This is a genomic window from Mycobacteroides sp. H001 (assembly GCF_001440005.1).
Classification (GTDB): Bacteria; Actinomycetota; Actinomycetes; order Mycobacteriales; family Mycobacteriaceae; genus Mycobacterium; species Mycobacterium gwanakae.
The window spans coordinates 55,867-77,734 of sequence record NZ_LJYH01000034.1 but is presented as its reverse complement, the minus strand read 5'-3'; the positions used below and the strand labels follow the sequence as shown (position 1 = coordinate 77,734).

22 protein-coding genes are annotated in these 21,868 nt (G+C 64.7%); 8 read left to right on the top strand and 14 right to left on the bottom strand.

Features of this window, described 5'->3' with window-relative positions; genetic code table 11:
* The first annotated feature begins 116 nt into the window (after positions 1-116).
* The gene (yaaA, locus tag AOT83_RS16860; RefSeq protein ID WP_057966560.1) at positions 117-863 is read left to right on the top strand and encodes a peroxide stress protein YaaA; all 747 of its coding nucleotides are present in this window, start codon (positions 117-119) and stop codon (positions 861-863) included.
* On the opposite strand, the gene AOT83_RS16855 is transcribed toward yaaA, so the two are convergent.
* From AOT83_RS16855 to AOT83_RS16840, 4 genes are all read right to left on the bottom strand, one after another.
* Positions 853-2,703, bottom strand: coding sequence for a hypothetical protein (locus AOT83_RS16855; protein WP_057966561.1), 1,851 nt, complete (start codon positions 2,701-2,703; stop codon positions 853-855). The genes yaaA and AOT83_RS16855 overlap by 11 nt on opposite strands.
* Before the next feature lie 101 nt (positions 2,704-2,804).
* On the bottom strand, positions 2,805-3,191 hold the full coding sequence (locus tag AOT83_RS16850; protein WP_198530429.1) for a DUF779 domain-containing protein: 387 nt from the start codon (positions 3,189-3,191) through the stop codon (positions 2,805-2,807).
* A 28-nt stretch (positions 3,192-3,219) separates the two neighbouring features.
* Entirely contained in the window at positions 3,220-4,737 is a 1,518-nt protein-coding gene (adh, locus tag AOT83_RS16845; protein WP_057966563.1) for an aldehyde dehydrogenase, read from the bottom strand.
* Between the two features lie 75 nt (positions 4,738-4,812).
* Positions 4,813-5,211 (bottom strand): PaaI family thioesterase, encoded by a 399-nt coding sequence (locus tag AOT83_RS16840; RefSeq protein ID WP_030094385.1) that lies wholly within the window; start codon positions 5,209-5,211, stop codon positions 4,813-4,815.
* A gap of 144 nt (positions 5,212-5,355) precedes the next feature.
* On the opposite strand from AOT83_RS16840, the gene AOT83_RS16835 reads away from it, so the two are divergent.
* On the top strand, positions 5,356-7,356 hold the full coding sequence (locus tag AOT83_RS16835) for an MDR family MFS transporter (protein ID WP_057966616.1): 2,001 nt from the start codon (positions 5,356-5,358) through the stop codon (positions 7,354-7,356).
* Here the strand turns inward: AOT83_RS16835 and AOT83_RS16830 are convergent.
* The gene (locus AOT83_RS16830) at positions 7,319-7,870 is read right to left on the bottom strand and encodes a TetR/AcrR family transcriptional regulator (RefSeq protein WP_057966564.1); all 552 of its coding nucleotides are present in this window, start codon (positions 7,868-7,870) and stop codon (positions 7,319-7,321) included. The genes AOT83_RS16835 and AOT83_RS16830 overlap by 38 nt on opposite strands.
* 91 nt (positions 7,871-7,961) lie before the next feature.
* Here AOT83_RS16830 and AOT83_RS16825 point away from each other — a divergent pair, with 91 nt between their 5' ends.
* Positions 7,962-8,873, top strand: a complete 912-nt coding sequence (locus tag AOT83_RS16825) for an LLM class flavin-dependent oxidoreductase (protein ID WP_057966565.1) — start codon at positions 7,962-7,964, stop codon at positions 8,871-8,873.
* Positions 8,874-8,890: 17 nt separating this feature from the next.
* Here the strand turns inward: AOT83_RS16825 and AOT83_RS16820 are convergent, their stop codons facing one another.
* The 4 genes from AOT83_RS16820 to AOT83_RS16805 all read right to left on the bottom strand — a co-directional run bounded on the left by AOT83_RS16820 (position 8,891) and on the right by AOT83_RS16805 (position 11,146).
* Entirely contained in the window at positions 8,891-9,178 is a 288-nt protein-coding gene (locus AOT83_RS16820; RefSeq protein ID WP_030094381.1) for a hypothetical protein, read from the bottom strand.
* 113 nt (positions 9,179-9,291) lie between these two features.
* The gene (locus AOT83_RS16815; RefSeq protein WP_057966566.1) at positions 9,292-9,735 is read right to left on the bottom strand and encodes an SRPBCC family protein; all 444 of its coding nucleotides are present in this window, start codon (positions 9,733-9,735) and stop codon (positions 9,292-9,294) included.
* 36 nt (positions 9,736-9,771) lie between these two features.
* Entirely contained in the window at positions 9,772-10,812 is a 1,041-nt protein-coding gene (locus AOT83_RS16810; protein ID WP_234797651.1) for a lipase family protein, read from the bottom strand.
* A gap of 118 nt (positions 10,813-10,930) precedes the next feature.
* Positions 10,931-11,146: an antitoxin gene (locus tag AOT83_RS16805; protein WP_057966567.1), complete on the bottom strand. Its 216-nt coding sequence runs from the start codon at positions 11,144-11,146 to the stop codon at positions 10,931-10,933.
* A gap of 54 nt (positions 11,147-11,200) precedes the next feature.
* Between AOT83_RS16805 and AOT83_RS16800 the strand changes: the two genes are divergently transcribed.
* Complete coding sequence (locus tag AOT83_RS16800; protein WP_057966568.1) at positions 11,201-12,034, top strand: class I SAM-dependent methyltransferase; 834 nt, start codon at positions 11,201-11,203, stop codon at positions 12,032-12,034.
* Between the two features lie 5 nt (positions 12,035-12,039).
* Here the strand turns inward: AOT83_RS16800 and AOT83_RS16795 are convergent, their stop codons facing one another.
* Together AOT83_RS16795 and AOT83_RS16790 are read right to left on the bottom strand one after the other, a co-directional pair.
* Positions 12,040-12,714, bottom strand: coding sequence for a slipin family protein (locus AOT83_RS16795; RefSeq protein WP_078343184.1), 675 nt, complete (start codon positions 12,712-12,714; stop codon positions 12,040-12,042).
* A gap of 194 nt (positions 12,715-12,908) precedes the next feature.
* Complete coding sequence (locus tag AOT83_RS16790) at positions 12,909-15,314, bottom strand: cation-translocating P-type ATPase (protein WP_057966570.1); 2,406 nt, start codon at positions 15,312-15,314, stop codon at positions 12,909-12,911.
* 117 nt (positions 15,315-15,431) lie between these two features.
* Between AOT83_RS16790 and AOT83_RS16785 the strand changes: the two genes are divergently transcribed.
* A complete protein-coding gene (locus AOT83_RS16785; protein ID WP_057966571.1) occupies positions 15,432-16,109 on the top strand; it encodes a class I SAM-dependent methyltransferase in 678 nt (225 codons plus the stop codon).
* On the opposite strand, the gene AOT83_RS16780 is transcribed toward AOT83_RS16785, so the two are convergent.
* Together AOT83_RS16780 and AOT83_RS16775 are read right to left on the bottom strand one after the other, a co-directional pair.
* Positions 16,106-17,206: an MBL fold metallo-hydrolase gene (locus AOT83_RS16780; protein WP_057966572.1), complete on the bottom strand. Its 1,101-nt coding sequence runs from the start codon at positions 17,204-17,206 to the stop codon at positions 16,106-16,108. The genes AOT83_RS16785 and AOT83_RS16780 overlap by 4 nt on opposite strands.
* A gap of 2 nt (positions 17,207-17,208) precedes the next feature.
* A complete protein-coding gene (locus AOT83_RS16775; protein WP_057966573.1) occupies positions 17,209-17,940 on the bottom strand; it encodes an enoyl-CoA hydratase in 732 nt (243 codons plus the stop codon).
* 15 nt (positions 17,941-17,955) lie between these two features.
* Here AOT83_RS16775 and AOT83_RS16770 point away from each other — a divergent pair, with 15 nt between their 5' ends.
* Complete coding sequence (locus AOT83_RS16770) at positions 17,956-19,017, top strand: NAD(P)-binding domain-containing protein (RefSeq protein WP_057966574.1); 1,062 nt, start codon at positions 17,956-17,958, stop codon at positions 19,015-19,017.
* On the opposite strand, the gene AOT83_RS16765 is transcribed toward AOT83_RS16770, so the two are convergent.
* Positions 18,997-19,623, bottom strand: a complete 627-nt coding sequence (locus tag AOT83_RS16765; protein ID WP_057966575.1) for a hypothetical protein — start codon at positions 19,621-19,623, stop codon at positions 18,997-18,999. The genes AOT83_RS16770 and AOT83_RS16765 overlap by 21 nt on opposite strands.
* Before the next feature lie 120 nt (positions 19,624-19,743).
* Here AOT83_RS16765 and AOT83_RS16760 point away from each other — a divergent pair, with 120 nt between their 5' ends.
* Both AOT83_RS16760 and AOT83_RS16755 read left to right on the top strand, forming a co-directional pair.
* Complete coding sequence (locus AOT83_RS16760; RefSeq protein WP_046255528.1) at positions 19,744-20,478, top strand: response regulator transcription factor; 735 nt, start codon at positions 19,744-19,746, stop codon at positions 20,476-20,478.
* 75 nt (positions 20,479-20,553) lie between these two features.
* Positions 20,554-21,867 carry a HAMP domain-containing sensor histidine kinase gene (locus AOT83_RS16755; protein WP_046255527.1) on the top strand — a complete coding sequence of 438 codons (1,314 nt, stop codon included), beginning with the start codon at positions 20,554-20,556 and terminating at the stop codon, positions 21,865-21,867.
* Position 21,868: the final 1 nt, after the last annotated feature.

The window sequence follows — 21,868 nt, the reverse complement described above, 5'->3', positions numbered from 1 at the left end:
GTCTCCTTGTACTGGATGGGGCACTCACTCATATCGACCATCCGGACCGCCAAAACTCATCGCAGCTGTTGACCCGCTGCGCCGTAAGCGGCGGCCAGTTCGCTACGGTCTGTGGCGTGATCGTGTTGCTACCACCCTCAGAAACCAAACGCGAAGGTGGAGATCATGTTCCTCTGCGCCTGGACAAGCTGGCCACGCCGTCGCTGAATCCGGTGCGCGCGGCACTCGTCGACGAACTCGTCGCCCTCGCCGCCGACCCTCCGGCATGCAGGAAGGCGCTGGGCATCTCGGCGTCTCAGGACGCCGAAATCCAGCGCAATGCCGAGCTGCGGGTCTCCCCCACGATGCCTGCCCTGCAGCGGTACACCGGCGTGCTGTACGACGCCCTGGACGTGACGTCTCTGCGCGGCGCCTCCGCGACACGTGCACGCGAACGCCTCGCTGTCGGCTCGGCACTCTTCGGACTGCTACGCGCCGACGATCCGGTGCCTGCCTATCGGCTGTCGGCCTCGTCCAAGCTGCCCGGAAAGCCGTCGTTGTCCGCCCGGTGGAAGCCGGTACTGGAACCTGTCTTGGCGGAGCTGGCCGCCGACGAACTGGTGGTGGACCTGCGCTCAGGCTCGTACGCGGGATTGGGGCGGCTACCGCAGGCGATAACCGTTGACTGCCTCACAGAGCATCCCGATGGGCGACGCACGGTGATCACCCATTTCAACAAGGCACACAAGGGAAAACTGGCACGTATCCTCGCCGGCAGCAGAGCCGAACCCAATGACGCCGCCTCAGTGGCTGCGGTTGCCCGTCGCGCCGGGCTTCATATCGAACGCGACGGCAACACGCTCACGATCATCGTCAGTCAGTAGACCCCGAGTGTGACTTGCCCTCGGAGGAATGCGTCTTTCCTTCGGAGGAATGCGAACTCCCTTCCGACGACGGTGAGCTCTTGCCGGTCGACGGCTTCTCCGTCGAGGGCTTCTCCGCAGGCTTATCGGACGTACCACCCACGGACGGGGTCGATCCTTCGCGAACCTTGGTCGCCGTAGACGCAGCGGGCGTCTTGCTGTCCGTTTCTGCCCCCTTGGATCCCTCGGTCGTCTTGGTGCCGCCGGTGGTGGTGGTTCCACCGGGTGTCGACTTCAGGCTGTCGCGGACGACCTTCACCGGGCTGCTGGCGGGTTCCGGCTTAGTCTCTGGCTTGACCGGTTCGGCCTTGGTCTCCGGCTTGACCGTAACCGGCTTAGCAGGCTCGGGCTTCGTAGACGCTGCCGCCGCCGGATCAGCCTTGGGCTCAACAGCCTTCGTCGGCTCGACAGCCTTCGTCGGGTCAACGACCTTGGTCGGCTCAACAGCCTTCGTCGGCTCAACAGCCTTCGTCGGCTCAACAGCCTTCGTCGGCTCAACGACCTTGGTCGGCTCAACAGCCTTGGTCGGGTCAACGGCCTTGGTCGGGTCAACGGCCTTAGCCGGGTCGACCTTGGGCTCAACAGCCTTAGCCGGATCTGCCTTCGTCGCATCGGCAGGGGCGTCAGCGGGCTTGGCCTCATGCTCGGTTTTGGGCGCCTCTGCGGACGTCTCGCCAGGCTTCGCTCCGTGCTCCGTGTGCTCGGTACTGGCAGTTTTCGCATCAACGTCGCGCTTGGTGGTCTCGGACTTCTCGGACGCGGTTTCCGGCTTGGTGACAGCCTGATCGACCTGCTTCGAGGAGGTCTCCGGCGTGGTCCCGGGATCGGTCCCGGGTAGCGATATCTTCGGCACCTGTCCCAGCAGGCCGGACAAGTCGTTGAGCGCGGCGGCAATCACCGTCGGCACACCCTCGGTGTTGCCGATGATCGCCTGTACCGGAACCGTGATCGGCAGCGCCAGCACATGCAGCACCGCGAACGCCAACTGCGCAAAGTAGGAGGGCGTGCCAAACGCGGGGCGCGGGCCCGGGAAGTTGGTCGGCAAGGGATCTGGCGCCGGAGCCGGAGCGGGAGCCGGCTCCTCAGTGGCGGGCGCTTCGGCCTCCGCCGCTGCGGTCTTCGGCAACAGCGAGGAGGCCTCAGCGACCTTCTGCTGCGCTTCCGCCACCGGTTGCTGCGGTGAGAACCCTGGTATCTGGCCCAGCAAGCCCGATAAGTCATTGAGTGCCGCGGCTATCACCGTCGGCACACCCTCGGCACTGCCCAGGAAGAACTGAACAGGCACCGTGATCGGCAAGGCCACAACGTGGAACACCGCAAAGGCCAACTGCGCAAAGTAGGACGGGGTGCCAAACGCAGGCCAATGTGTCCCCGGGAAGTTGGTGGGTGGCGCCGGCTCGTCGGCCGCGGGCGGATCTGTGGGCTGCTCAACGGGCGGATCTACCGGCTGCTCAACCGGCGGATCGACAGGATCGACGGCGGCTGCGGTGATCGCCGGAGCCGAACCGGTCGACGCGGCTTGTGACGCCTTGAGGAGTTTGGCGACTGTCCCGATGAGTTCGCCGCTACTCGGCACCCCGGTGGCCACTGGATTCGATTGCGCCCCAGCATCATTCTGCGGGGCAGCCACCGCCAGCAAGTCAGAGAACGACGTGAGAGAAACTGCCCGATTCGTCACGGAATGTGTTGTGGCCGTGGCCGTTAGGGAAGGGACCGGCCGCACGGTGCGCGCATCCAGACCTGTCCCGACACACAGACTGCACACCGCAGCAACCGCAGCAGTTCGAATAGCTACATACACTGGATGACACTCCCCTACGACCGACCCGACCAGACAGCCTCCGACAAGGGCAAACTACTACCTCTGCGGGCAACCGACAACACGAAGGAATCGGCAGCGCCTTAACCGTCGACGCCGGTCCTGACCGGCTGATTCGCCAACGCGAGCACCTCGTCATCGGTGAACAACCTCGACCGGATAAGGAAACGCACCCCCTCCGGCGCCTCCAGCGAAAATCCAGACCCTCGCCCAGGCACCACGTCCACCGTCAAATGTGTATGTGACCAGTACTCGAACTGGTCGGCGCTCATCCAGAACGGTGTACCCCCGCTAACCTCGCCGAGCAACACATCCGAGGCACCCACACGAAATTCTCCGCGCAGGTAACACATCGGCGCACTGCCGTCACAGCAGCCGCCAGACTGGTGGAACATCACAGGCCCATGTCGAGCCACCAGCGAAGCCAACAGCTCGGCCGCCGCCGCAGTGAGCTCTACTCGATTGATCAGGGCCAGACTTCCTTCGCGTGAGCGCGCATCAGAAGAAGCCCGCGGCGTCGGGCGAGTAGCTCACCAAGAGGTTCTTGGTCTGCTGGTAGTGGTCGAGCATCATCTTGTGGTTCTCGCGGCCGATACCGGATTTCTTGTAGCCGCCGAACGCGGCGTGCGCCGGATACTGGTGGTAGCAGTTTGTCCATACCCGGCCCGCCTTGATGCCGCGGCCCAGCCGGTAGGCGTTGGTCATATCCCGCGACCAGACCCCCGCGCCGAGGCCGTACAACGTGTCGTTGGCAATCTTTAGCGCCTCGTCCAGTGAGTCGAACTTCGCCACAGAGAGCACCGGGCCGAAGATTTCTTCCTGGAAGATGCGCATGTTGTTGGTGCCGGCGAACACGGTCGGCTGAATGTAGGCGCCATCCGGGTAGTCGGCAACCTTTCGGGCGTCCCCACCGGTGAGCACCTGTGCGCCCTCTTTTCGCCCAATGTCGATGTAGGACAAGATTTTTTCGTACTGATCGTTACTGGCTTGCGCGCCGATCATGGTGTCCTCATCGAGCGGATCCCCACTCACGATGGCCTCGACACGCGTGATCGCACGCGCGATGAACTCGTCATAGATGGACGAATGCACCAGCGCCCGTGAGGGACACGTGCATACCTCGCCCTGATTGAGTGCGAACATGGTGAAGCCTTCGAGCGCCTTGTCCAGGAACGCGTCATCGGCGGCCATCACGTCGGGCATGAAGATGTTGGGGCTCTTGCCGCCAAGCTCCAATGTGACGGGGATGATGTTCTCGGTCGCGTACTGCATGATGAGGCGCCCGGTGGTGGTCTCACCCGTGAAGGCGATCTTGGCGATACGCGGGCTGGAGGCCAGCGGCTTACCCGCCTCGACACCAAACCCGTTGACCACATTGATGATTCCCGGCGGGAGTAGATCGGCAATCAGCTCCATGAGCACCAGGATCGAGGCGGGCGTCTGCTCGGCGGGCTTGAGGACCACACAGTTTCCCGCCGCCAGCGCCGGCGCCAGTTTCCAGACGGCCATCAACAGCGGGAAGTTCCACGGGATGATCTGGCCGACGACCCCCAGCGGCTCATGGAAGTGGTAGGCCACGGTGTCGTGGTCGATCTCTGAGATCGATCCCTCCTGAGCGCGCAGCACTCCGGCGAAGTAGCGGAAGTGGTCGATCGCCAGCGGTATGTCGGCATTGAGGCTCTCGCGGATCGGCTTGCCGTTATCCCAGGTTTCCGCGACGGCGAGTCGCTCGATGTTCTGTTCGATGCGGTCGGCGATCCTGAGCAGTGTGTTGGACCGCTCGGCCGCTGACGTATTGCCCCATGCCTCGGCCGCGGCGTGGGCGGCGTCTAGTGCCTTGTCGATGTCCGGCGCGGTACTGCGGGCGACCTGAGTGAACACCTTGCCGTCGATCGGCGAGGAATCATCGAAGTACTGGCCATCCGACGGGGCAACCCACTCGCCACCGATGAAGTTCTCGTACCGGGGCGCGAAAGTGACTGCGCTGCCTTCGGTTCCGGGTGCTGCATGCTTCATTGCCTGCTCCTGTCGGTCATCGATGCGAGCCCTGTGACGTACGTTACACCCAGGTCGGGAGTGGGGGTACGGGTGTCATCCGCGCGGCCACAACACCAGCTGGGTGCACCGGAACACGGCCAGCGTGCGCCCGTCATCGGACGTCACGGTGGCGTCCCAGAGCTGAGTCGATCGCCCACGATGAACAGGCACAGCGGTCCCGGTGAGCTTTCCGCCGCGCGCGGTGCCCAGGAAGTTGGTCTTCAGCTCGATGGTGGTGAAACCGGTCGCCCCCTCCGGTAAAGAGGCCAGGCATCCGTACCCACACAACGTGTCCGCGAGCCCGACTATCGCGGCGGCATGAACGAACCCGTTTGGGGCGAAAAGCTCACCCCGGATCGGAAGCTCCGCGGTAACCCGGTCGTCTTGAAGCGATACGGACTCGATACCCAAGTAGCCGGGAAACTGATCGGTCGGAAGGTCTTCGCGTGTCATCCGGCTTCCTGTCCACTTATCTGCGAGCAACGTGAGTTCACGATGCCCTGGCCCACATACCTTTAGCATGGGTAAGTTATGTCAGCCGAATCTCAGCAGCAGTCTCCTGAATCCGAAACCGTCGATCAGGAAGCCGCGAGCTCCATGATCAGCGTGCAGCGCCGCAACCTCATCTTCGTCGCGGTCCTGCTCGGGATGCTCCTGGCCGCGCTGGACGGCACCATTGTCGCCACCGCCCTGCCCACTGTCGTCGCGGATCTCGGAGATGCCGGGCACCAGTCGTGGGTGGTCACCAGCTATCTGCTGGCCTCCACCGTGGCCACAGCCGTCATGGGCAAGTTCGGTGATCTCTTCGGACGGCGCGCAGTCTTCATCGCCTGCATCGTCATCTTCGCGGCCGGATCACTGCTCTGCGGCATGGCCGGATCGATGGCCATGCTGGTCGGTGCGCGTGCGATCCAGGGCCTCGGCTCGGGTGGACTCATGGTGACGGCGACCGCCCTCATCGGCGAGATCATTCCCATGCGCGAGCGCGGCCGCTATCAGGGCATGCTCGGGGCGGTCTTCGGGGTGACGACCGTGATCGGCCCGCTGTTGGGCGGACTGTTCACCGATCATCTGGGCTGGCGCTGGGCCTTCTACATCAACCTGCCCATCTCGGTGGTGGTGATCGTGGTCGCGGCTGCCGCCATCCCGGCTCTGGCCAAGGCGACGCGCCCCGTCATCGACTACTGGGGCATCGTGCTCATCGGATTGGGCGCCTCGGCACTGACATTGGCGACCAGCTGGGGCGGCACCACCTACCCCTGGTCCTCACCGGTGATCATCGGACTGTTCGTCAGCGCGGTCGCCGCGATAGGCGTGTTTGTCTGGGTGGAATCCCATGTGTCCGAACCGATCCTGCCACCGCGGCTATTCCGCGACCCGGTCTTCACGATCTGCTGCGTGCTGAGCTTTGTCGTTGGTTTCGCCATGCTCGGGGTGATGACATACCTCCCGACGTTCATGCAGTTCGTCAACGGTGTCTCGGCCACCGTTTCGGGCATGCGCACCCTGCCCATGGTTGCGGGCATGCTCATCACCTCCACCGGAACCGGCATCCTGGTGGGCCGCACCGGCAAGTACAAGATTTATCCCGTCCTCGGCACCGCCACCATGGCTGTCGCACTGGTGCTGCTGTCCAGGATGGACAATTCGACGCCCTTCCTGTTGCAGTCGCTGTATCTACTCATTCTGGGAGTGGGCATCGGCGCCTCGATGCAGGTACTCACCCTCATCGTGCAGAACACGGCCCGATTCGACGATCTGGGGGTCGCGACCTCCGGTGTGACGTTCTTCCGCACCATCGGCAGCTCATTTGGCGCCGCGATATTCGGGTCACTGTTCTCCAATTTCCTTGCACGCGAGATCAGCTCGGCGAAAGTGCCACCCGAGGCCACCGCGTCACCGCAGGCACTGCACGCACTGCCGCACGATGCCGCGATACCGGTCATCAACGCCTACGCCGACTCACTGGACCTTGTGTTCCTCTGCGCCACACCTGTTGCCGTCATCGGCTTCGTCGTCGCACTGTTCCTCAAAGAGGTCCCGCTGCGCGGGACCGACTCGGCCCTTGCCGCCGATATGGGCGAGGGCTTCGGCATGCCCAACTCGTTCTCACCAGACAAACTGCTGGAGATCGCGATCAGCAATGCCATGCGCGGATTCCCGCATATCGGCCTGCACAAGCTACGCGAACACGCGGGTGTGTCGATGCCCATCGCGCCACTGTGGGCCCTGGTGCAGGCCAACCGATTCCTGCGCGCCACCGGGTCTGCCGAGGTGTCCCGAATCGCGCAGTGGTACCGGATACCGCCGGAGGTCATCGACCCCGCCTTCAACGAACTCGTCGAAAACGGGTACGCCCTGCGCACCAACGACCACGTCTGGCTCACCGATCCCGGACGCCAGGAAGTCGACAAGATCAGCGAGGCAATAAACCAGTACTTGGTCGAACGACTCTCCCGCACACCCGATTTCGAAGATCGGGCGGACCGCGAGCAGATCCAGGCAGCACTTGAACGCATTTCGCGGCGAATCGTCACCGACACCGATTGGCGCGAGAACCCTATTCCTGCGTTACCTGGGGCGTCACCAGGCCGGTGAGCAACGCTTCAATCCCGGGACGCGGATTGAAGTTCGGCGACGGGTTGGCCAGCTGCTGGTAGATGATGCCCGTCAGATAGTCCTGAAAGATTTCCGCATGCAGCTCAGGGGTTATCGGGTCGACTTTGCGCATGAGCTGCAGTGTGCGGGGAATCTGCGCATCCCGGCCCCGCTGCAGCGGCTCTCGCAGCTCGGGATGGCTCCACCCCTCCATGAGAAGCGCCATGTACGCGCGCACCCGGGTACTCATCATTCCGACAGCCCCGTTGGCGTACGCGGTGCCGATACCGACCAGATCAGCCACTGTCGTCGGATTGATCTCGGTGACAAGCGCCCGCCAGAAGGCCCGGCGAAGCTTCTCGATCTCCACAATGACACCCAGCAGCAGCGCATCGCGTGTACGGAAATGATTCGACGTAGTACCGCTCGGGACGTTCGCCGCCGCATCCACCGAGCGATACGTAAGACCCCCGACACCCATGGTGCCCGCCACCTCAATGGCGGCCGCGATCACCTCTGCCCGCCGACCCCTTGGTTGCTCCTCCACCGTTTCGAGGGTAGTACGCAATAACGGCGATATGTGCACCGGCTCTAGGCTGGAAAACATGCGCTTCTCGATATGGGGACAAACCAACCAATCCTGGACAGATCTGCTGGATATCGCCCAGTACGCCGACGGTGGATCGTGGCGTGCCTTCTACGCCGCAGACCACTTCATGGCGCACTCGGACACCGCCGAACAGCGCACCGACTTCCACGAAGCCACCGCGATCTTTGCCGCGCTCGCCGCCGCCACCTCACGGATCCGGCTCGCTCCCCTGGTGCTGTCGATGACCTTCCGGCATCCGGCGGTGCTTGCCAACTGGGCGGCCACCGTCGATCACGTGAGCCAGGGGCGCTTCACGCTCGGACTGGGCGCCGGCTGGCAAGAGAACGAACACCAGCGCTACGGGCTCGAACTCGGCAAGCCCGGACCGCGCGTCAACCGGTTTTCCGAAGGGCTGCAAGTGATTACCGGCTTGCTCAATGAGCAAGCCACCACGGTGAACGGCGAGTACTACCAGCTGGCGGAGGCCATCTGCGAACCCAAGCCGTTGCAGCGCCCGCTGCCCATCCTCATCGGTGCCACACAGCCGCGCATGCTCGGCCTGACTGCCCGTTACGCCCACGAGTGGAATCAGTGGTCCACGCCCGGAGCGTTCCGTGACGTCTCGGGCCGTCTGGACGCCGCAGCCGAGAAGATCGGCCGCGATCCTGCGACGATTTGGCGTTCCACCCAGGCCCGCATCATCGTCACCGACAGCCCGCAGTCCGAGGCACGCGCCGCGGAAACCGCTGCGACATCACCGATTCCGGTGCTGTACGGCACCGCAGACCGCATCGCGGAGCAGATGGCACCGTGGTCACAGGAGGGTGTTGACGAGGTGATCCTGCCGGATCACCTGTTGGGCACCGGGTCAGCTCGCCGGGACGCCTACGACGCCCTGGCGCAGGCCCTTAGGCCGCTCGCGGACTGACGTCCGGCCGAAAGCGCTTAGTTGCCCCAGCCGCGCTGGCCGTCCCAGCCACCACAAACGCCGTTGTAGCAGCCGTGGCCCCAGCCACCCTGTCCTGGGTTCCATCCGCCGCATACGCCGTTGTAGCAGCCACCGCCGCCACCTGCGTCACCGCTGCCTGAGCCGCCGGGATCGGCAAGAACCACCTGGTTAGACGTGGTTGTCGGCACCCCGGTGGTCATCACGGCGGCGGGCGCAGCAGCGATCAGTACCGCGCCAGCACCTGCGGCGAACACCGTTCCGATGAACTTCCGTGTGATTGACATATATCCATATTGCTCCTTGTTCGGGAGCATGCCAACAACCGACACCAACTCGATACGGAGCCAATCACAAACGGTCGCTTATGTTTTCGCAGGTAGAACGCTAAAAGCGGCGATTATGAGGCGGGCGCAAAAACTTGAACAAACTTCGACAGCGAGGCGTCGATGTCGCTGCGCAACGCTGCCGCCACCACCGCGCCGATCGGGCCGAACATCGCAGGGCCGCCCAAATGCAGGGTGAAGTCGACGACCGAACCCGGCCCCTTCGGGGTGATCGTCACCCGGAGCTTGACCTTCACGCCACCTCTGCCCTGTCCCTCCAGGGACAGCCCCGTCGGAGGGTCGTACTTCTTAAGAGTCCACCTGACCCGGTTGTACATGCCCTTCACACACACGATGGAGTCGATCACCGTGCCCGTTTCCAGCGTCTCGGGCAACGCGCTGCGCCAGGCGGTGTGAACACTCAGCCATTCATCGAAACGCCGCAGATCCGAGGCGTGCTCCCAGGCCTCCTGCGGAGGGAGGGGCACATCGATGGAGGAATTCAGTTTGGCTGCCACGTCGGCAGACGATACCGGAGCGACAACAGCGGACGGCTAGCAGTTACTAGGGGGCGGGATCCCGGCAAACCGATCCGCGATCCACTGCACCCCCAGCCGCTCCCCTTCAGGGTCTACATGGCCCTTACCGGGCGCCACGATCTCCTGGACGGTGTCGCCCAACGCACAGGCCCGCCGCACCGCAGCGTGGATCCAGCGCGCGTCGATCAGCCGATCGGCCCCACCCGCGTAGACGAGCATAGGGCCGGAAGCAGGCCCCAGCGGCAACGAGATCCGCTTCAACGCGCGCGCGAAGATCTCCGCATCCTGCGGCGTGGTGCCGTGAAAATCGTTGGCGCGCAATCTACCTATGGCCGCCGCCCGCGCCGGATCCAGCCCGTTATGACATCCCAGCAGCAGCGCCTTATCGTGCGGGTTGTCCTGAAAAGAGCCGTGCAGGAAGTTTTCTGGCCTCAGCTCGGGGACCGTGACCGACAGCCCCGTGAGCAGCGTGGGCATCATCGAGAGCTGGCTCCAGTCGTACCGTCCGTCACCGACATGCGTCGCCATCTCAGTCAGATCTGCCGCCGGGGACAGATTGGCCGCACCCACAAAGTCCAGTTCCGGGGCGTAGTCCCCCGCGAGTTCGGCGGCCGCCCAGGTCGCCTGACCACCCTGAGACGCACCGATCGCCGCCCATGTCGTCGACGACCCGGGAATCAGCGACATCGCGGCACGCGCCGCGTCGACGACGTTGAATCCCTCGGATCGCGGCTCCAGATACGGATGCGGGCCCGGCACGCCCAGCCCCTCGTAATCCGTGATGGCCACCACCCAGCCGCGCTTGGTGAGGTTGCGCACCAACCAGATGTAGCCGCGCAGATCGGGAGCACGCGAGACCGCGCACTCGTCATCCAGACCGGTGGTGCCGTGACCCACCGACACAATGGGCCAACCTTGTTGTGGAGGTTGACCTTTCGGTGAAAACACGACACCCGTCACCTCAGTGGGGGTGCCGGTGGTACCGGAGGTCGACATGTAGCGGATGAGGTGGCCGTCGGCGATCGCGTCCAGATCAGGAGCCAGCGACAACGGCACATCGGAAAGCACCTCACCCGGCGGCGGCGAGGGAGGCGGAGGTGCAACACCTTCCGCCTCGACCCGCGCGCAGGCCGCCGTGACCAACACCAGCGCCGCCAGCAGCGGCGCCAGTCGGTTACTGAGCGTCGCCGTCCTTAGGAGCTGTGGACCCCTCGACCTTCTCGACCGCGCCCTTGGCGGCGTCCTGCACCTTGTCCACCACCGCCGAGTACTTGCCACCGGTCTTGGAGTCGATGGCGTCGCCGACCTTGTCGACGGCCTGGTTCACCTTGTCCTTGTTGCCCGCCAACAGGCTCTTGAGCTTGTCGATGAGGCCCTTGAAATCAGCCATGTGAGGTTCTCCTTCGGTCTGGGACGGCGCAACTGTAGTACGAGTTCGCGGCGTATGTTGGGTCGAGTGACGGACCGCGTGAAAATCACGCTGAGCGGCGCCCCAGAGACCATGCTGGCCACCCTGTACGGCCGGGCACAGGACGCCGTGTCCCCGAATTCGGTTCTTCATGACCACTACGCCGCCCAGGCCGTCGGTCGTATCGACTACGACTTCTCCAAAACCAAGATCAAAGGAACCCAGGCGATTGGGGTGGCATTACGCGCCCGCCAACTCGACGTCTGGACCTCGGAGTTCCTCGCCGCGCACCGGGAAGCGACGGTGCTGCATCTGGCCTGCGGGCTGGACACCCGTATCTTCCGGATCAATCCGCCCGAGACGGTGCGCTGGATCGATGTCGACTACCCCGACATCATCGCGCTGCGGCGCGCATTGCTCCCCGAACACGGTGGGGACTATCGGATGGTGGGCAGCTCGGTCACCGAGGAGGCATGGCTGGACGATATCCCCGCAGATCGCCCCACGCTCGCGGTGTTCGAGGGTTTGACGATGTACCTGACACAGGCCGAAGGACAGTCCCTGATCCGGCGGATCACCGGCCGATTCCCCAGCGGCCAGCTAGCTTTCGACTGTTACGGCAGCATCGGAATCACGCTGCAGAAGCTTGTCCCCGCGGTGCGCAACGCAGGTGCCACCCTGCACTGGGGTATCGACGACCCCGGCCAAATCGAGGCATTACATCCCGGGCTGCACTGTCTCGACGACCTGCGCAGCACCGACGTGGCAGGTGAGGAGCACCTGCCACTGTCGGGCCGCATCCAGATGAAGGTGATCGCGCATATCCCTGCACTGCGCGATATCGGCAGGATCATGCGGTTTTCCTTCTAGGGCACTCAGCGGTTGAGGACGACCATTGCCTTGCCGTCCGCCACCGACTCCAGGGTCCGCAGCTGCAGCAGCTCCGGATTCTCCCGCAGCAGCTTGGCGGTGTTGGCCATCGAGCGCAGCACGGCGGCCTCGGCGCGGGCCCGCTCCAACTGGGCCTTACCCGCCTCACGGGCCAACAGCGGCCCGGCCAGTGCCTTACGTACCTCGCCGGACAGCATGATGTCCTTGACGACGAACCGGGTCACCGTGACGCCGAACTCCTCGGCCTCGGCCGCAAGCCTCGCAACGGCATCGGCGCCCAGAAACTGCCCCCGCTGAGCCAACAGCTCATCGAGCGTCAATGCAGCGACGGCGTCACGCACCCGCAGCTGAGCACGCAGGTAGATGCCCCAGTGCACCGAGCCACTCTCGGCGGTGGCGAAAACGTCCGGCACGGACACCTTGTACTCGACCGCCGCCGATACCTTCACGGTGAAACCATCGACGGTCAGCACATCTTGACCGACCACCTGAATCGACTGCGCACGCATGTCCACGGTGACCAAGGTGTCGGTACGCGGGCGCGTGTAATGCACGCCTGGTGTCAGCACCGCCTTGAACACGCCGTCGCGGTACAGCACACCGCGCTGCCATTGCATGATCGTGATCTTCTGCCCGAAGATCTCTTCCCACATACTCATCCTTATTCACCTCTCTTACCTCTGACGTTGTAATTCCGTTGCGGAGGAACGACTTCCGGGCCGCATCGCGGGCCGGCGGGGGGAATTCGCCGTAGCGTTACGCCGACCGGCGATGCCGGGACGCCGCTTGATCTCCGCGTCAGCAAAGATAGCGAACAGCTGCGATGCCGCGCACCCGAATTATCTGCGGCGACTCAGTCGTCGTTGGTGGCCCAGAAATGGCGGGGCTGACCAGACCACTTGCCCTGCAGCCACCACAACACCTCGATCACGGCGGCCGCCGCGACACCGATGCCCAACGCGGGCCCGGTGACCGCCAGATTGCCCGGATCGAGCATGAATGTCTCTCGCGCCAAGGGGATAGCAAAGATCACCGCGTAGCCCAGGCCCGAGAACGCCACCAGCGCCACCCGCCACCAGCGATAGGGACGTGCCACCACGGCGAGCACCCACACCGCCGCAACAAGTTCGGTGATCAGCGCGGCGGTCGACGCCTGCGTGCTGTTCCCCGTGACGTGGAGAATCTGACGAGCCAACAGATAGGACAGGAACGTCGCGATGCCCACCGTCAGGCCCGACGGAATAGCCGACATCATCACCCGGCGCACGAATCCCGTCTGTGCGCGTTCATTGTTGGGCGCCAGCGACAGAATGAACGCCGGAATACCGATGGTGAACCAGGCGGCGATAGTGACGTGGATCGGCTGGAACGGAAACGGCACCGCGCCGTAGTGGAAGATCTTCGAGCCCAGTCCCGCAAGCCCAACCGTCAGCGCGAGCAGCACCGAGTACACCGTCTTGGTGAGGAACAGGTTGGAAACCCGTTCGATATTGCCGATGACGCGCCGTCCCTCGGCAACCACATAGGGCAAGGTGGCGAACTTGTTGTCCAACAAGACAATCTGAGCCACCGCACGTGAGGCCGAGCTGCCAGCACCCATCGCCACACCGATGTCGGCATCCTTGAGTGCGAGCACGTCGTTGACACCGTCACCGGTCATCGCCACGGTATGGCCGTGCGACTGCAGCGCCTTGACCATCGCCCGCTTCTGATCGGGCCGCACCCGCCCGAAGGTGGTGGCATCGGCAAGGGTGTCGGCCAGTTTGTCGGTATCAGAAGGCAGGGTGCGCGCGTCGATGGCGGCGCCGGAGAGCCCCAGCGTCTGAGCCACTGCGCTCACCGACACCGCGTTATCACCGGAGATCACCTTGATCGAGACATGCTGAGAGGCAAAGTATTCAAGGGTGTCACGCGCATCGGGGCGAATCTTCTGTTCCAACACCACCAGCGCACGTGCGGTGATGGCACCGGGTGCGTGGGCGTCGTCGACCGGCAGCTCCGCCGAGGCAAGCAACAGCACCCGCAGGCCCCGGGAACCGATCTCTTCGGCCGCCGTGGCGATCGGGTCGGTCGGGTCGAGAAGTACATCGGGGGCACCGATCACCCAGTTGCCATGCTCACCGTAGGATGCGCCGCTCCACTTCTTAGCCGACGAGAAGGGCGCTATCGCCGTCGATTTCCAGCCCGGCGGGGTGTCGTATGCCTCGGCGATGGCGGCGATGCTTGCGTTGGGCCGCGGGTCATCGGCCGCCAGTTGCGACAGCGCCGTCAGCGCATCCGCCTGATCGCCGCCGCCGTCCAGCGTTTTCACATCCGAGAGCCGCATCCCATTCTCGGTGAGGGTGCCGGTCTTGTCGGCGCAGACCGTGTCCACCCGGGCCAGCCCCTCGATGGCGGGCAGCTCCTGCACCAGGCACTGGCGCCGACCCAGGCGAATCACACCCACCGCGAAGGCGATTGACGTCATCAGCACGAGCCCCTCGGGAACCATAGGGACCAGGGCACCCACCATCCGGAGTACCGATTCCTGCCAACTGTCATCGGTGGTGAACAGCTGGGTGTAAATGATCAGCGCACCCGCGGGCAACAGCAAGTAAGTGATGAACTGCAGGATCTTGTTGATGCCGTTGCGCAATTCGGAATGCACCAGGGTGAACTTGGACGCCTCCTCGGCCAGCTTGGCCGCGTATGCCTCACGGCCCACCTTGGTCGCCCGGTACGCGCCGCTGCCCGCCACCACGAAGCTGCCCGAAAGCACCGGAGAGCCAACGGTCTTGTCGATGGGATCGGCTTCTCCGGTCAGCAGCGACTCGTCGACCTCAAGAGCGGCCTCCTCGATGACCTCGCCGTCCACCACGATCTGATCTCCGGGCCCCAGCTCGATGACGTCATCGAGAACCACTTCGTTGGGCGCGAGTGCTGTCGCGGCACCGTCGCGGCGCACCATGGGACGGGTCTGACCGACGATCGCCAGCTTGTCGAGCGTCTGCTTGGCGCGCAGCTCCTGAATGATGCCGACCGCACTGTTGGCGATGATCAGCAGACCGAACGCACCGTTGATGACCGAGCCGGTGGACAGCACGATGACCAACAGCACCCCGAGAATGGCGTTGATCCGGGTGAACACGTTGGCTCGCACGATGTCCGACACACTGCGTGCCGCACGCGAGGGGACATCATTGGTCTTCCCCTGCGCCACGCGCTCAGCGACGTCAGCGGCGGTCAATCCGCCGACGGTCAATCCCTCGATCGTTGCCACCCCTGCAGAGTAGCGACCGGCGCGCGCCTGGCACGGCTGCCGAGTGGGAACCTTGCGCAATTATTTGGCCGGATTGTCCCGCCACATTCCCGGTCGACGCGGGTAATGTCAGGTGGTATGACATCGAATGAACTTCCGGACTGGGACGCCACATATCAAGGCAAGGGTGAGCTCTTCCAAGGCGATCCGCCGTGGAACATCGGCGAGCCTCAGCCCGAACTCGCGGCGCTGATCGATGCGGGCAAGTTCCATGGTTCTGTCCTGGATGTCGGATGCGGCCACGCCGAAACCGCGCTGCGGCTGGCGGCATTGGGACATGTCACTGTCGGGCTCGACCTATCGCCCACGGCCATCGAGGCCGCTCGCAGCGCTGCGGCCGAACGCGGACTGTCCAACGCCAGCTTCGAGGTCGCCGACATCACCAAGTTCTCCGGATACGACGGGCGCTTCAACACCATCGTCGACAGCACGTTGTTCCACTCGATCCCGGTCGAGGCCCGCGAGGCCTACCAACGGTCGATTTCCCGTGCAGCGGCGCCGGAGGCGTCGTACTACGTGTTGGTCTTCGCGGTAGGCGCCTTCCCACCGGGAATCGGCCCCAACGCCGTCACCGAGGACGAGCTACGCGCGGCGGTCGAACCGTACTGGGTAATCGACGAGCTGAGTCCGGCATTCATCCACTCGAACATCCCCGAGGTGATACCCGGCGCCAACTTCGACATGCCGCTGTTCCACAAGGACGAGAAGGGACGCAATAAGCAGCCCGCGTTCCTGCTTCAAGCGCACAAGCGTTAGGAAAGACGCCACCAGCCGTCGGGGGCAACGGGCTGCCGCATATCGGCCCGTTGCCCGGGCTTGGGCGCCACGACAGTGACGCCCTGCTCGTCGGCGGCGGTGAGTAACCGCTCGATCGGCTCGGCCCACGGATGCAGGGCCAGGTTGAACGTCGCCCAGTGGATCGGCAGGAGTGGGGCCTGAGACGTCGCGAGATCCAGGTGGGTCTGGACGGCCTCTTCGGGGTTCATGTGGATATCGGCCCACGAGGTGTTGTAGGCACCGACCGGCAACAGCGTCAGATCAAAGGGCCCGTAGGTGTCACCAATGACCTTGAAAGCCTTGGTGTATCCGGTGTCGCCACCGAAAAACACCTTATTTTTCGGTCCGGCGATGGACCAAGATGCCCACAGCGTGGTGTTGCGGGACAGCGACCTGCCGGAGAAATGCCGGGCCTGCGTGCAGGTGAGCGTGAGCTTTCCGAGCTGATGACTCTGGTCCCAGTCGAGCTCGATGACCCGCGCCGGTGAGACACCCCAGCTGCGCAGGTGCGCGCCTACCCCGAGCGGCACCACGAAAACCGCGTTCTGGCTCCGGGTCAGCGCGATGATGGAGTCCATATCGAGATGGTCGTAGTGGTCGTGACTAATCACCACGGCGTCCAGCGCGGGCAATGCCGACAGCTCCACCGGGACAGGATGCTGACGATGCGGCCCAACGGCTCGAGAGGGCGAGCATCTGTCGCTCCATACCGGATCGGTGAGCACCCGATACCCGTCGACCTCTACGAGCACACTGGAATGCCCGAACCAGGTGGCGGCCAAATCGGCAGGCGGACCGCCAAGTTCAGGGACCACGAGCGGCACTTGGCCTTTAGGCGCACCCGCGCTACGCCGGGTGATCACATCCCACACCACCGTGGTGGCCTCGGCATCAGGCGAAAACTGCCGTGCCGGTTCGGCGTTATGGAAGGAACCACCACGGTACTGCGGTGATCCCTGCGCAACCTCGGCGATGCGCTCCTTGCTGGCGCCCAGCGTTCGCGGGACGTCACGCAGGGCGCGCCCGAACCACGTCGACGCAAGAGCTGCGCCGGCGCCAACCCAGAGCGCCCGCACGCTCAGGCTCCCTGGAAGTTCGGGGGACGCTTCTGAATTCGCGCGACCTGAGCCTCGATGATGTCTTGGCTACTCCACGCCTTGTCGAACAGCACCTTGTGCTCGGGCAGCTGGTCCTCGAACGCACCGTCGTCGTTGAGCACCCGCTTGGCATGCTTGAGGGCCAGCGGCGCAAACCCGGCCAGCTCGGCCGCCCATGCCTGCGCGTCGGCAAGCTCTCCGATGCGGTTGGCCATGCCGGTCTGCAAGGCAGCCTGCGCGTCGAGCGGCTCAGCGGCCAGCAGCATGCCGCGTGCGCGTCCGTAACCGACCAACGAGGACAGTCTGCGGATGCTCCAGTTATCCAGGGCGATACCGTATTTGGCGACCGGGAACTGGAAGCGCGCGGTCTCGGAGACCACACGCAGGTCGGCCACCATCGCCAGCATGACACCGGCACCGATGGCGGGGCCGTTGACGGCGGCGATGACCGGAATGTCGGCGGCGTCGATGCTCTTGATCGAGTGCTGCCAGGCGTCTGCGAACTTATCGGGATCAGGAGCGCCGCTGGACAGGTCGGCACCCGCGCAGAACGAGGTGCCCTGCCCGGTGATGACGATGACGCGCGCCGTTTCGGCGGCCTTGCGGACCTCCTCGGCGAAGGCGAGCGCCAACTCGTAGGTCACCGCATTACGCCGTTCTGGGCGCTGCAGCTCAATGGTGGTGACGGGACCGTCGCTAGTTACACCGATCATGGCAACCACCCTAATATGGCGCCCATGACTACCGTCGCCGTGATTGGTGGCGGGCAGGCCGGGATCGCCGCGGGGTACTTCCTCCGGCGTCGCGGCCTTGAGCCCGGCGGCGGATTTGTCATCCTTGATCACTCCCCCGGCCCGGGCGGAGCGTGGCAGTTCCGCTGGCCCACGTTGACGCTCGACAACACCAACCGCATCTATCAACTGCCCGGGCTGCCGTTCGAGGAGACGGGCACCATCAAGGCGTCGACCGCCATGCCCCGTTACTTCGACGAGTACGAACATCGCTACGCCCTTGATGTCCGTCGGCCCGTGCACGTGCGCGAGGTGCAGGCAATTGCGGACGGCTTCTCGCTCGCAACCTCCGCGGGCGATTTCACGGTCCGTGGGCTGATCAACGCGACCGGGACCTGGGACAAACCGTTCATCCCCTTCGCCGCGGGCTCGGCCACCTTCGGGGGACGTCAGCTGCACACCCACGACTACCGGACACCGGAGGAGTTCGCCGGCAAGCACGTGCTGGTGGTCGGGGGCGGAGTGTCGGCGGCCCAATTACTGGGCGAGATATCGACGGTCACCCGCACATCGTGGGTGACCCGGCGCGAGCCGGTGTTCGTCACCGATTTCACCGTCGATCGACTGCGGGCCGCGGTCGCCGGCGTCGATGAACGGTCCCGGCAAGGCGAACCACAACGCTCGGTGGTGTCCGCGACCGGACTGCCCTGGACACCCGAGATCGCCGAAGCCGCGCAGCGCGGCGTGCTGGCCCGACGGCCCATGTTCAGCCGCATCACCCCGACCGGTGTGACCTGGCCCGACGGCAGCACACTGGATGTCGACGTGATCCTGTGGTGTACCGGATTCCGGCACGCGCTGGATCACCTGGCACCGCTACACCTGCGCAACAGCCGCGGCGGCATCACCATGACCGGCCGCCTGCTCACTCAGGTCGCGGGACAACCCGCCGTCCACCTGCTGGGGTACGGGTCCTCGGCCAGCACCATCGGCGCCAACCGGGCATCGCGTGCCGCCGTCGTCGAGCTGATGAACTATCTAGAAGGACGTGCTGCCTGAGGGCTGCAGTACGAAACCGTGCTTCTGATCGCCCATGGTCACCTGACAGGCGGTCAGACTGCCCGCACCGACAGCACACGTGACGTTGCCATAGGTGAGCTTCTGCCCGACGTTGAGCACCGGCGCCTCCGGTTTGGTGCCACAGGACCAGGCGCCCTTGCTGATTTCGAAGGCGCCATCGCCCTTCTGCGCGACGGTGCCCATCGGGCAGGTGCCGACACCTGGGATGTTCACTCCGCCCAGTCCGGGCACATTGGCGCTCGCGCCACCGACACCGGGCACGTTCGGGGCGTTCTGGGCATCGCCCGGAATCCCGGGCACGGCACCATCGCAGCTGAGCCGCTGACGCGAGGTGGGCGTGATGTTCGCCGAGGCACGGAACATACAACCGATTCCGTCGGGGGTGGAGAAGTGGATCGAGCGGACCGAAGAGTTTTCGTTGGTCACGAAGAATCCGTCGGGTGCCACCGCGGCGAACCCGTTCAGATCCGGGAAGGCGGGGTCGGCGTGAGCGACACCCACACCCCCGGAAAGCAGCCCCAAACCAAGGACGGCGCAAACGCCAGCAACAGAGGAGACTAGCTTTACAGGTGCGTTTGTTGGCATGCGCAAGCTTTCGGTATGGGTCGCCGGATTATCAGCTTTCATGATACTGGCGACGCACGGGACGGCACCGACGTCCGCAGATGGAACGTTTTGAGCACTGCATCGGGCAAGATGGCAGACATGCCTGATGGACTTCGCGCAAGCGGCTCATCACCAGATGCCGGGCACCCCTCCCCGCGGGTACTGGTGGTGGACGACGACGCCGACGTGCTCGCCTCGCTGGAGCGTGGCCTGCGCCTGTCCGGCTTTGAGGTGAATACCGCGAGCGACGGCGCCGAAGCGCTGCGCTGCGCCACCGAGCATCGCCCGGATGCGATCGTGCTCGATATCAACATGCCCGTCCTCGACGGCGTCAGCGTGGTGACCGCGCTGCGCGCGATGGACAACGACGTACCCGTCTGCGTGCTGTCCGCGCGCACCTCGGTGGATGATCGCGTCGCGGGCCTGGAGGCGGGCGCCGACGACTACCTGACCAAACCCTTCGTGCTCGCCGAGCTGGTGGCCCGGGTAAAGGCCCTGCTGCGCCGCCGCGGCGCGGTAGCGACCTCGTCCACCGAGACCATCACCGTCGGCCCTCTTGAGGTCGAGATCCCCGGTCGGCGCGCCCGGATCAACGGCGTCGAGGTGGACCTCACCAAGCGCGAGTTCGATCTGCTGGCCGTATTGGCCGAACACAAGACCGCGGTGCTGTCCCGGGCCCAGCTGCTCGAGCTGGTGTGGGGATACGACTTCGCCGCCGACACCAACGTCGTCGACGTCTTCATCGGATACCTGCGCCGCAAGCTGGAGACCAGTGGCGCGCCTCGCCTGCTGCACACCGTGCGCGGTGTCGGGTTCGTGTTGCGTTCGCAGTAACTCTCGATGACCACTCCCAGTAAGCACCGCAGCCAGCGGATTACCGATCTGGCGTACCGACTGCTGGAGCGGCCCATGCGGGTCTTCTCACTGCGCACCCTTGTCGCGATCGCCGCGCTCGGGGTGATGGCACTCGTCGTCACGCTGGGCACCTGGGTGTGGCTCGGTGTGGAAGATGACCAGAACAGCCAGCTGGATCGCCGGCTGGACTCGGTGTCCAGCCTGGGTGCCGTCTCAAGCCTGCTGAATTCGGTGATCAGTTCGGAAGGGAAGATCGACACCCCCGACGGCCTGGTGCTCACCGCCCGCGTGGCCGGGCTGACCAAGTCCATACCCAGTGAAGTGGAACTGCCGCTGCTGGAACCCGGCTACGCCAACACCACCATCAACGGCGTCGAATACCGGGTCCGGTCGTTCATCGCCCCGGGCAACATCCCCGTGGCGGTGGGTGCCCCAATCGCCGAGACCCAACGGCAGATCGACCGGTACCACATCCGCATCCTCGCGATCTGTAGCGGCGTACTGATCGGGACCGTGATCGTGGGCTGGGTGATCTCCCTCATCGTGGTGAGCCCCTTCCGGCTGCTGGCGCAGCAGGCCCGTCTCATCAACGCACAATCCAACCCGGACGACGTGAACGTGCGCGGCGTGCGCGAGGCCGTCGAAATCTCCGAGGCGGTCGAGGGAATGCTCGAACGCATCAACACCGAACAGGAAAAGACCAAGGCGGCCCTCGAAACCGCACGCGACTTCTCCGCGGTGGCCTCACATGAGCTGCGCACCCCGCTCACCGCGATGCGGACCAACCTTGAGGTGCTCTCCACCCTGAACCTCAGCGAGGACCAGCGGGCCGAAATCCTCGAAGAGACAGTGCGGACCCAAACTCGCATCGAGGCAACGCTTTCTGCGCTCGAACGGCTCGCACAGGGCGACCTGACCACCGAGGACGACCACGTACCGGTCGATATCACCGAGCTGCTAGACCGCGCCGCGCATGATGCAGACCGCAGCTATCCGAATGTCGAGGTGTCTCTGGTCCCCTCGTCGACCATCTTGATGCTGGGGTTGCCCGCCGGGCTGCGGCTGGTGATCGACAACGCGATCAAGAATGCGGTCCGCCACGGAGGCGCATCGGAAGTCCGGCTCTCCGCGATCAGCACCGTGCACGGCGTGGAGATCGCCATCGACGACAACGGCAGCGGTATCCCCGAGGCCGAGCGCGAGCTGGTTTTCGAACGGTTCTCCCGCGGCTCCACCGCATCACACACCGGCTCCGGCCTGGGTCTGGCACTGGTGGCACAGCAGGCCGAACTCCATGGCGGCACAGCGGCTTTGGAGTCCAGCCCGCTGGGAGGCGCACGACTGGTGCTGCGCCTCCCAGGGCATTAGC

Coding starts and splice junctions, on each gene's coding strand:
- adh (WP_057966563.1), bottom strand. CDS start 4,737: ATGAAGCATGCAGCACCCGGAACCGAAGGCAGCGCAGTCACTTTCGCG.
- AOT83_RS16840 (WP_030094385.1), bottom strand. CDS start 5,211: ATGACACGCGAAGACCTTCCGACCGATCAGTTTCCCGGCTACTTGGGT.
- AOT83_RS16835 (WP_057966616.1), top strand. CDS start 5,356: ATGATCAGCGTGCAGCGCCGCAACCTCATCTTCGTCGCGGTCCTGCTC.
- AOT83_RS16825 (WP_057966565.1), top strand. CDS start 7,962: ATGCGCTTCTCGATATGGGGACAAACCAACCAATCCTGGACAGATCTG.
- AOT83_RS16820 (WP_030094381.1), bottom strand. CDS start 9,178: ATGTCAATCACACGGAAGTTCATCGGAACGGTGTTCGCCGCAGGTGCT.
- AOT83_RS16805 (WP_057966567.1), bottom strand. CDS start 11,146: ATGGCTGATTTCAAGGGCCTCATCGACAAGCTCAAGAGCCTGTTGGCG.
- AOT83_RS16800 (WP_057966568.1), top strand. CDS start 11,201: ATGTTGGGTCGAGTGACGGACCGCGTGAAAATCACGCTGAGCGGCGCC.
- AOT83_RS16795 (WP_078343184.1), bottom strand. CDS start 12,714: ATGAGTATGTGGGAAGAGATCTTCGGGCAGAAGATCACGATCATGCAA.
- AOT83_RS16785 (WP_057966571.1), top strand. CDS start 15,432: ATGACATCGAATGAACTTCCGGACTGGGACGCCACATATCAAGGCAAG.
- AOT83_RS16775 (WP_057966573.1), bottom strand. CDS start 17,940: ATGATCGGTGTAACTAGCGACGGTCCCGTCACCACCATTGAGCTGCAG.
- AOT83_RS16770 (WP_057966574.1), top strand. CDS start 17,956: ATGGCGCCCATGACTACCGTCGCCGTGATTGGTGGCGGGCAGGCCGGG.
- AOT83_RS16765 (WP_057966575.1), bottom strand. CDS start 19,623: ATGCCAACAAACGCACCTGTAAAGCTAGTCTCCTCTGTTGCTGGCGTT.
- AOT83_RS16760 (WP_046255528.1), top strand. CDS start 19,744: ATGCCTGATGGACTTCGCGCAAGCGGCTCATCACCAGATGCCGGGCAC.
- AOT83_RS16755 (WP_046255527.1), top strand. CDS start 20,554: ATGCGGGTCTTCTCACTGCGCACCCTTGTCGCGATCGCCGCGCTCGGG.